The sequence below is a fragment of the Pseudescherichia sp. genome, assembly GCF_032052675.1.
Taxonomy (GTDB): Bacteria; Pseudomonadota; Gammaproteobacteria; order Enterobacterales; family Enterobacteriaceae; genus Pseudescherichia.
The window spans coordinates 64,246-74,366 of record NZ_DAMBWA010000007.1 but is presented as its reverse complement, the minus strand read 5'-3'; the positions used below and the strand labels follow the sequence as shown (position 1 = coordinate 74,366).

At 56.1% G+C, this 10,121-nt stretch carries 6 protein-coding genes and 5 tRNA genes (1 of these 11 running past the window's edge); 2 read left to right on the top strand and 9 right to left on the bottom strand.

The window, feature by feature from the left end:
* From RTX96_RS11270 to nagB, 9 genes are all read right to left on the bottom strand, one after another.
* A tRNA-Gln gene (locus RTX96_RS11270) sits at window positions 1-20 on the bottom strand (it extends 155 nt beyond the left edge of the window).
* Between the two features lie 48 nt (window positions 21-68).
* A tRNA-Met gene (locus tag RTX96_RS11265) sits at window positions 69-142 on the bottom strand.
* A 55-nt stretch (window positions 143-197) separates the two neighbouring features.
* Window positions 198-272 (bottom strand) — tRNA-Gln (locus RTX96_RS11260).
* A gap of 22 nt (window positions 273-294) precedes the next feature.
* A tRNA-Leu gene (locus tag RTX96_RS11255) sits at window positions 295-379 on the bottom strand.
* 8 nt (window positions 380-387) lie between these two features.
* A tRNA-Met gene (locus RTX96_RS11250) sits at window positions 388-464 on the bottom strand.
* A gap of 239 nt (window positions 465-703) precedes the next feature.
* Window positions 704-2,365 carry an asparagine synthase B gene (gene asnB, locus RTX96_RS11245; protein ID WP_103819858.1) on the bottom strand — a complete coding sequence of 554 codons (1,662 nt, stop codon included), beginning with the start codon at window positions 2,363-2,365 and terminating at the stop codon, window positions 704-706.
* Window positions 2,366-2,699: 334 nt separating this feature from the next.
* A complete protein-coding gene (locus tag RTX96_RS11240; protein WP_103819857.1) occupies window positions 2,700-3,920 on the bottom strand; it encodes an N-acetylglucosamine repressor in 1,221 nt (406 codons plus the stop codon).
* A gap of 8 nt (window positions 3,921-3,928) precedes the next feature.
* Entirely contained in the window at window positions 3,929-5,077 is a 1,149-nt protein-coding gene (nagA, locus tag RTX96_RS11235) for an N-acetylglucosamine-6-phosphate deacetylase (RefSeq protein ID WP_103819856.1), read from the bottom strand.
* 21 nt (window positions 5,078-5,098) lie between these two features.
* Window positions 5,099-5,899: a glucosamine-6-phosphate deaminase gene (gene nagB / locus RTX96_RS11230; protein ID WP_103819855.1), complete on the bottom strand. Its 801-nt coding sequence runs from the start codon at window positions 5,897-5,899 to the stop codon at window positions 5,099-5,101.
* A 327-nt stretch (window positions 5,900-6,226) separates the two neighbouring features.
* Between nagB and nagE the strand changes: the two genes are divergently transcribed.
* Both nagE and glnS read left to right on the top strand, forming a co-directional pair.
* Complete coding sequence (gene nagE / locus RTX96_RS11225) at window positions 6,227-8,179, top strand: PTS N-acetyl glucosamine transporter subunit IIABC (protein ID WP_312268882.1); 1,953 nt, start codon at window positions 6,227-6,229, stop codon at window positions 8,177-8,179.
* 169 nt (window positions 8,180-8,348) lie between these two features.
* Window positions 8,349-10,016 carry a glutamine--tRNA ligase gene (glnS, locus tag RTX96_RS11220; RefSeq protein ID WP_312670988.1) on the top strand — a complete coding sequence of 556 codons (1,668 nt, stop codon included), beginning with the start codon at window positions 8,349-8,351 and terminating at the stop codon, window positions 10,014-10,016.
* The last annotated feature ends 105 nt before the right edge of the window (window positions 10,017-10,121 follow it).

Genomic DNA, 10,121 nt, shown 5'->3' with positions numbered 1-10,121 from the left:
TACCGCTTGGCGATACCCCAACAATTTTTTACGTCATAAGCATCTTAACGATACTCATCAGAATATAGTGGCTACTACGGGAATCGAACCTGTGACCCCATCATTATGAGTGATGTGCTCTAACCAGCTGAGCTAAGTAGCCAAATTGTACTGCTAATTACTCAAGACAAACGTGATAACACGAGAGTCGAAAAAAGTGGCTGGGGTACCTGGATTCGAACCAGGGAATGCCGGTATCAAAAACCGGTGCCTTACCGCTTGGCGATACCCCATCCGTGCAACGCTTACTGGGAATGGTGCGGGAGGCGAGACTTGAACTCGCACACCTTGCGGCGCCAGAACCTAAATCTGGTGCGTCTACCAATTTCGCCACTCCCGCAAAAAAGATGGTGGCTACGACGGGATTCGAACCTGTGACCCCATCATTATGAGTGATGTGCTCTAACCAGCTGAGCTACGTAGCCATCTTTTTTCGCGTTACCTTATCGGCGTTGCGGGGCGCATTATGCGTATTGGGCCTTGCAGCGTCAACACCTTTTTCATCGAAAATTGCCGGAATGTGACTGTTTGGTTAGGTTGCGAACAGCCTGGCGTATTATTCGGCAATTATTGGTTATATCTTGATTTTAATTGAGAGATAACAAGACCAAAACCAACAAGAACGGGCCCCGCAGGACCCGTTATCATCATAACACTTTATCTGTTAATAGGCGGACTGGTGAACGCCTACCGCACGGCCTGATGGATCGTTCATGGTTTTGAACGCTTCATCCCACTCAATCGCTTTGGCAGAGGAGCAGGCAACAGACGGACCGCCCGGCACGCACTCGGCTGCGCTGGCAACCGGGAACAGCTCTTCAAACACTTCGCGGTACAGGTAGGCCTCTTTAGAGGTCGGCGTGTTGTACGGGAAGCGGTAGCTGGCGGTCTCCAGCTGCTGGTCGCTTACCTGCTGTGCCGCCACCTCTTTCAGGGTGTCGATCCAGCTGTAGCCTACGCCATCAGAGAACTGCTCTTTCTGACGCCATGCCACGCTTGCCGGCAGGTAGGACTCGAAGCACTCACGCAGCACATGTTTTTCCATTTTGCCGTTGCCGCACATCTTATCCTGCGGGTTGATGCGCATTGCCACGTCGAGGAAGTTTTTATCCAGGAAGGGCACGCGTGCCTCTACGCCCCAGGCCGACATCGCTTTGTTGGCGCGGGCGCAGTCAAACATATGCAGCGCCTGCAGCTTACGCACGGTCTCTTCATGCAGCTCTTTGGCGTCCGGCGCTTTGTGGAAGTAGAGATAGCCGCCAAACACCTCGTCTGAACCTTCGCCCGACAGCACCATCTTGATGCCCATCGCTTTGATCTTACGTGACATCAGGTACATCGGCGTTGAGGCGCGGATGGTGGTCACGTCATAGGTCTCAATGTGGTAGATCACGTCGCGGATGGCATCCAGACCTTCCTGAACGGTGAAGTGGATCTCGTGGTGCACGGTACCCAGATGCTCAGCAACCGCCTGGGCCGCTTTCAGATCCGGCGCGCCCTCCAGGCCCACGGCAAAGGAGTGCAGCTGCGGCCACCAGGCCTCTGACTGCTCCTGATCTTCCACGCGGCGTGCAGCAAATTTTTTGGTGATAGCCGAGATGATGGAGGAATCCAGGCCGCCGGAGAGCAGTACGCCATACGGCACGTCTGACATCAGGTGGCTTTTCACCGCATCTTCCAGTGCCTGACGCAGCTTGGCTTTGTCGGTCACGTTGTCTTTTACCGCGTCGTACTCAAACCAGTCGCGCTGGTAGTAGCTGCGGATCTCACCGTCCTGGCTCCACAGGTAGCTGCCCGCCGGGAACTCTTTAATGGTACGGCAGACCGGTACCAGGGCTTTCATTTCAGAGGCCACGTACATGTTGCCGTGCTCGTCATAGCCCATATACAGCGGGATGATACCGATATGGTCGCGGCCAATCAGGTAGGCATCTTTTTCGCTATCGTAGAGCACGAAGGCAAACATGCCCTGCAGCTCGTCGAGGAACGCCGGGCCTTTCTCCTGATACAGGGCCAGGATCACTTCACAGTCGGAGCCGGTCTGGAAATCGTAGCGATCGCCGTACTCGGCACGCAGAGCCTGATGGTTATAGATTTCACCGTTAACGGCCAGGGCATGGGTTTTTTGCGCGTTGTAGAGCGGCTGTGCGCCAGCGTTGACGTCAACGATAGAGAGACGTTCGTGGGCCAGAATCGCTTTATCGCTTGCGTATACGCCGGACCAGTCAGGACCGCGATGGCGCATCAGGCGGGAGAGCTCCAGCGCTTTCTTACGCAGCTCACCTGCATCCGTTTTAATATCCAGTACGCCAAAAATTGAACACATAACCTTCTCCGTTAACCCTGTGATGTTGCCTGGTGTTGTTAGTTTGCAGACGTTGCGTCATCGCGTTGTCTTATTGCTTGATTAAGAAAATGCCGCAAAGCGCAGCCAGGCGCAAGGGTTTTAGGGGGCCGAAATTAAAAAGTGCAATCGCCATTGTTGAATAGTGAAAAAAGCACAGGGTTTAGGATGGTTTATTGATGATTATTCATTTTTAAGGTGCTTTTTTTGAGGCTGGTTATCTTATGAATAGGTAAAAATGAAAAAACCACGTCAAGAGACGTGGTTCGCTCTGGTAGGCCCGTGCAAGCGGAGCGCCGCCGGGCGATGGGCAGAGTTACTCCTCCAGCAGATGCTGCAGCAGCGAGCCGTTGAGCATAGCGCGTTTCACCAGCGCAAAGGCCCCGATGGCCGAGCGGTGATCCAGCGTTGAGCGCACCACCGGCAGGTTTTTACGAAACGCCTTCAGCGCCTGGGTATTGATGCAGCCCTCAATGGCAGGCAGCAGCACTTTCTCCGCCTCCACAATCTCACCGGCGATAACAATCTTTTGCGGATTAAACAGATTAATGGCGATGGCAATAGTTTTGCCCAGATGACGGCCTACGTGCTCTATGACCTCGCAGGCCAGGGCGTCGCCTTTGTTAGCGGCTTTACAGATGGCTTTGATCGAACAGTCGTCCAGGGTGATGCGGCTCTGGTAGCCCTGTTCAAGCAGATGGCGCACCCGCTGTTCAATCGCGGCATTCGCCGCTACGGTCTCCAGACAGCCAAAGTTTCCGCAGTGGCAGCGCTCGCCCAGCGGCTCCACCTGAATATGGCCGATCTCGCCGACGTTGCCGTTACGGCCAATAAAGATCCGCCCGTTAGAGATGATACCCGCCCCGGTTCCGCGGTGAACGCGCACCAGAATAGAGTCCTCGCAGTCCTGGCTTGCACCAAAGTAGTGCTCGGCCAGCGCCAGGCTGCGGATATCGTGCCCAACAAAGCAGGTCACCTTAAAACGCTTTTCCAGCGCGCTGACCAGCCCCCAGTTCTCCACCTGAATATGCGGCATATAGCGGATCACGCCGCTCTCGGGATCCACCAGCCCCGGCAGGATCACCGAGATAGCAATCAGCTCGCGCGTTTTACGCTGGCAGGCCTCAATAAAGGTGGCGATGGTGTTCAACAGGGCGTGCTCTAACGTCTCCTGAGTACGCTCCGGCAGGGGGTAGTGCTCTTCTGCCAGCACCTTGCTGCTGAGATCGTAGAGCGTCAGGGTGGTATCGTAGCGGCCGAGGCGCACGCCAATGGCATTGAAATTACGCGTCTCGGTAATAATAGAGATGGCGCGGCGACCACCGGTCGAGGCCTGCTGATCGACCTCTTTAATCAAACCGCGCTCAATAAGCTGTCGCGTGATTTTTGTCACGCTGGCGGGGGCAAGCTGGCTCTGCTCGGCAATCTGGATCCGCGAGATAGGGCCAAGCTGGTCGATCAGGCGGTAAACAGCCGCGCTATTAAGTTGTTTTACGAGGTCAACGTTACCAATTTGAGCTTGTCCGCCTGATGTCATACTTTTACTTACTCAGTCATGACCTCGTTACCATTAACGATGGTCTTAATTACTTTAAAGTCGTGGGTAAACGCGGTCAGGTTCGCCACCATGCCCGGTGCGATGCTGCCTAACTGTTTATCAACGCCGATGGCGCGGGCCGGGTAGAGCGTTGCCATACGCAGCGCTTCGTCCAGCGCAACGCCGACATGCTCGACAAGATTAGCCACCCCTTCGATCATGGTTAATGCCGAACCGCTCAGGGTACCGTTCTCATCTACACAGAGCCCATTACGGTAGTATATTGTTTTACCAGCAAAAATGAATTCGTCAATGACTGCACCCGCTGCCGCAGTCGCGTCGGTGACCAGGCAGAGCTTATCGCCCTTCAGGCGCTTCGCCATCCGAACGTTAGTAAAATCAACGTGTAAGCCATCAACGATAATGCCGCAGTAGACGTCAGCATCGTCGAGTACCGCGCCGGTGAGACCCGGCTCGCGCCCGGTGATGTAGGGCATCGCGTTGAACAGATGGGTAGCAAAGGTGATACCCGCGCGGAAACCGGCTTTCGCCTCGACAAGCGTCGAATTAGAGTGACCGGCAGAGACCACAATCCCGGCTGCCGCCAGCTTGCGGATCACGGCAGGATCGACCATCTCCGGCGCCAGGGTCAGCTTGGTAATCACGTCGGCATTGGCGCAGAGGAAATCCACCAGATCGCTGTCCGGGCGGCGCACAAAGTCAGGATCGTGGGTGCCTTTTTTCACCACGTTGAGCCACGGCCCTTCGAGATGCAGGCCCAGCGCCTGGTGCGGATGCTTCGCCAGGTAGTCGCGCATCACCTGCACGCCCTGTTTCATCAGATCGTCGCTGGTGGTGATAAGCGTGGGTAAAAAGCTGGTGCAGCCTGACCGCTCGTTGGCGCGCTGCATTATCTCCAGCGTCTCTACGCTCACCGCCTCAGCGGTATCATTAAACTGCACGCCGCCGCAGCCGTTCAGCTGCAGGTCGATAAAACCGGGGGCCAGATATGCGCCGTTGAGCGAGCGCTGCTCAATGGTTGGCGGCAGGTCTGCCTGCGGGCAGAGTCGGTCGATCAGACCATCAACGATGATGAGCGCGTGGTCATCCAGAATTTCATGGCCGGTAAAGATACGGCACTGGGTTAAAGCATACATAACAACCCCCGGGTAAAAATGTTACAGACCTTTGATATTTTCCGCTTCTAATTCAGTGAAGTATTTGAGCGTCTTCACTTTTAGCTCCATTGTGGACGGCTCGTCGCACACCACGACCGCTTTCGGATGCAGCTGCAGGCAGCTAATCGTCCACATATGGTTAACGTTGCCTTCTACCGCCGCCTGCAATGCCTGCGCTTTCACATTGCCCAGCACCAGAATCATCACCTCTTCGGCATCCAGCAGGGTGCCTACGCCTACGGTCAGGGCGTATTTCGGCACCTGATCGACGTCACCGTCAAAAAAGCGGGAGTTCGCCACGCGGGTGTCATGGGTCAAGGTTTTAATACGGGTGCGGGAGGCCAGCGATGAAGCCGGTTCGTTAAACGCGATGTGCCCGTCGTTGCCTACGCCACCCATAAACAGGTGAATTTTGCCGTAGGCGCGAATTTTTTCTTCATAACGGCGACATTCTGCGTCAATATCCGGCGCATTACCATTGAGCAGGTTGATGTTTTCTGCGGGAATATCAACGTGATCGAAAAAGTTACGGTGCATAAAGCTGTGGTAGCTCTCCGGATGCTCTTTCGGCAGGCCGACATATTCGTCCATGTTAAAGGTGACAACGTTCTGAAAGCTAACCTGGCCCGCTTTGTGCATTTCTACCAGCGCTTTATAGGCCGTAAGCGGCGTGCCGCCGGTGGGCAGGCCCAAAACAAACGGACGATCCGCAGTCGGTTTGAACGCGTTGATGCGGTTAACGATATGGCGGGCAGCCCATTTACCAACCTGTTCGGCACTCGTCAGGGGGATCAGTCTCATTGTTTACCTCTACAAAGGGTGAAATTAACGTTGGCGAACTGCAGCCTGTACGCTTTTAAGCGTAACTCAGATTGCGCTATAAGAGGGGGCAGTCCGTCCTGATTTTTTGAATCATAAAATAAGTTTTCGTTCTTAGCCAGTAACCAGGAGTGTAAATAACGATATTTGGTGATTGTAATCACAAAAGATGCGCGTTTAATTTGCGAGGCGAATTAAATTTCCACACACTTGAACAGTCTGCGTAAAACGACCGCATTACAGGGTTGGTTTAACTATAAAAAATGGTTAGTGATGAGGCTCAGCGGAGTTTCATAGGGGGGTATAAAAATGAATATTCTTGGTTTCTTCCAGCGACTGGGACGGGCGTTACAGCTCCCTATCGCTGTGCTGCCCGTCGCGGCTCTGCTGCTGCGTTTCGGCCAGCCCGATCTGCTTAACGTTCCGTTTATCGCCCAGGCGGGCGGGGCAATTTTTGATAACCTTGCCCTGATCTTCGCTATCGGCGTGGCCTCGTCGTGGTCGAAAGATAGTGCAGGCGCGGCGGCGCTGGCGGGTGCGGTGGGTTACTTTGTGATGACCAAAGCGATGGTCACCATCAACCCGGCCATTAACATGGGCGTGCTCTCCGGTATTATTACCGGCCTGGTGGGCGGTGCGGTCTACAACCGCTGGTCCAACATCAAGCTGCCTGAGTTCCTGAGCTTCTTCGGCGGCAAGCGCTTTGTGCCGATTGCCACCGGCTTCTTCTGCCTGATCCTGGCGGCGATTTTTGGCTACGTCTGGCCGCCGGTACAGAACGCTATCCACGCGGGCGGGGAGTGGATTGTGTCGATGGGCGCGGTCGGCTCCGGCATCTTCGGCTTCGTTAACCGTCTGCTGATCCCGACTGGCCTGCATCAGGTGCTGAACACCATCGCCTGGTTCCAGATTGGCGAATTCACCAATGCCGCAGGCACCGTCTTCCACGGTGATATCAACCGCTTCTACGCGGGTGACGGCACCGCAGGCATGTTCATGTCTGGCTTCTTCCCAATCATGATGTTTGGTCTGCCTGGCGCGGCGCTGGCAATGTACTTTGCCGCTCCGAAAGCGCGTCGCCCGATGATTGGCGGCATGCTGCTCTCCGTGGCCATCACCGCGTTCCTGACCGGTGTTACCGAGCCGCTGGAGTTCCTGTTCATGTTCCTGGCGCCGCTGCTGTATCTCCTGCACGCCGTGCTGACCGGCATCAGCCTGTTTGTCGCCACCGCGCTGGGGATCCATGCGGGCTTCTCCTTCTCCGCAGGCGCAATCGACTATGCGCTGATGTATAACCTGCCAGCCGCCAGCCGTAACGTCTGGATGCTGGTGGTGATGGGTCTGATCTTCTTCGCCATCTACTTCGTGGTCTTCAGCTTCGTTATCCGCGCGTTTAACCTGAAAACGCCGGGCCGCGAAGAGACCGACGATGCGGTGGTGACCTCTGAAGCCAACAGCAATACCGATGAAGGTCTTGAGCAGCTGGCGACAAGCTACATCGCCGCCATTGGCGGTACTGACAACCTGAAAGCTATCGATGCCTGTATTACCCGTCTGCGTCTGACCGTAGCGGACTCCGCCCGCGTGAACGACGTGCAGTGTAAGCGTCTGGGCGCATCCGGCGTGGTGAAGCTGAACAAGCAGAGCATTCAGGTGATTGTGGGTGCAAAAGCAGAATCCGTAGGCGACGCCATGAAGCGTGTGGTCGCCCGTGGCCCGGTAGCCGCAGCCGCCAGCGTTCAGCCCGCTGCCAACGCCCCGGCCGCCGCGGTGAAACCTCAGGCCGTGCCGAATGCCGTGACCGTTGCCGCACTGGTATCACCGGTGACCGGCGAGGTTGTTCCGCTGGAGCAGGTGCCTGATGAAGCCTTTGCCAGTAAAGCGGTTGGCGATGGCGTGGCGGTGAAACCGACGGGTAAAACCGTGGTCTCGCCGGCTGCCGGTACCGTTGTGAAGATTTTCAACACTAACCACGCTTTCTGTCTGGAAACCGAAAAAGGTGCGGAGATCGTAGTCCATATGGGCATCGACACCGTTGCGCTGAACGGCCAGGGCTTTACCCGCCTGGTAGAAGAGGGCGCGGAGGTCGTCGCGGGCCAGCCGGTGCTGGAGATGGATCTCGACTATCTGAACGCCAATGCGCGCTCGATGATTAGCCCGGTCGTGTGCAGCAACATCGACGATTTCAGCGGTCTGGTCTTCCAGGCGCAGGGGCAGGTTGTTGCTGGCCAGACCCCGCTGTTTGAGGTGAAGGGTAAATAGCCGTAACTTGCGGTTAATCAGCGGCGGAGCCTCTCTCCGCCGCTTTTTTTTGCCCTACGCACGCCAATCCCTCGCCATTAACGCTTTTTGTTGAACTAAGGGTTGTCTCCGCGTCCCGCTTATAAGATCATACTCCGTTATACGTTGTTTACGCTTTGAGGAACCCGCGATGAGTGAGGCAGAAGCCCGCCCGACTAACTTTATTCGCCAGATTATTGATGAGGATCTGGCCAGTGGTAAGCACAGCACGGTTTGCACCCGTTTTCCGCCGGAGCCGAACGGCTACCTGCATATCGGCCATGCAAAATCTATCTGCCTGAACTTCGGTATCGCCCAGGACTATCAGGGGCAGTGCAACCTGCGCTTTGATGACACCAACCCGGTGAAAGAGGATATCGAATACGTTGATTCGATTAAAAATGACGTGCAGTGGCTGGGCTTCCACTGGTCGGGTGACGTGCGCTACTCCTCTGACTATTTCGACCAGCTGCATAGCTACGCCGTTGAGCTGATCAACAAAGGCCTGGCCTACGTTGACGAGCTGTCACCGGAGCAGATCCGCGAGTACCGTGGCACCCTGACCGCGCCGGGTAAAAACAGCCCGTTCCGCGATCGTAGCGTTGAAGAGAACCTGGCGCTGTTTGAGAAGATGCGTGCCGGTGGCTTCGAAGAGGGCACCGCCTGCCTGCGTGCCAAAATTGACATGGCGTCGCCGTTTATCGTCATGCGCGATCCGGTTCTGTACCGCATTAAGTTTGCCGAGCATCACCAGACCGGCAACAAGTGGTGCATCTACCCGATGTACGATTTCACCCACTGCATCAGCGATGCGCTGGAAGGCATTACCCATTCGCTCTGTACGCTGGAGTTCCAGGACAACCGTCGTCTCTACGACTGGGTGCTGGATAACATCACCATTCCGGTTCACCCGCGCCAATATGAGTTCTCGCGCCTGAACCTGGAATATGCGGTAATGTCCAAGCGTAAGCTGAACCTGCTGGTGACCGATAAAATCGTTGAGGGCTGGGACGATCCGCGTATGCCGACCATCTCTGGCCTGCGCCGCCGCGGCTATACCGCTGCCTCCATCCGCGAGTTCTGCAAACGCATCGGCGTGACCAAGCAGGACAACACCATCGAGATGGCGTCGCTGGAGTCCTGTATTCGTGAAGATCTCAACGAGAACGCGCCGCGTGCGATGGCCGTTATCGATCCGGTGAAGCTGGTGATTGAGAACTACCCGCAGGGTGAGAGCGAAGTGGTGACCATGCCGAACCATCCGAACAAGCCGGAGATGGGCAGCCGCGAGGTGCCGTTTAGCGCTGAGATCTGGATCGATCGCGCTGACTTCCGTGAAGAGGCGAACAAGCAGTATAAGCGTCTGGTGCTGGGTAAAGAGGTGCGTCTGCGCAACGCGTATGTGATCAAAGCCGAGCGCGTAGAGAAAGATGCGGAAGGTAACATCACCACCATCTTCTGCTCCTACGATGCCGAGACCCTGAGCAAGGATCCGGCGGATGGCCGCAAGGTGAAAGGGGTGATCCACTGGGTGAGCGCCGCGCATGCGCTGCCGGTTGAGATCCGTCTCTACGATCGCCTGTTCAGCGTGGCGAATCCGGGCGCGGCAGAGGATTTCCTCGCCACCATTAACCCGGAGTCGCTGGTGATCAAGCAGGGCTACGCCGAGCCGTCCCTTAACGCCGCCGAAGCCGGCAAGGCCTACCAGTTCGAGCGTGAAGGCTACTTCTGCCTCGACAGCCGCTACTCCACGGCACAGAAGCGGGTGTTTAACCGCACCGTTGGCCTGCGCGATACCTGGGCTAAAATCGGCGAGTAATTTGCTTTCGCCCGGAAAAGAAAAACGCCGCTCATGCGGCGTTTTTTATTGCCCGGTGGCGCTGCGCTTACCGGGCCTACCTATGGCACCGTGCCCACGGTAGGC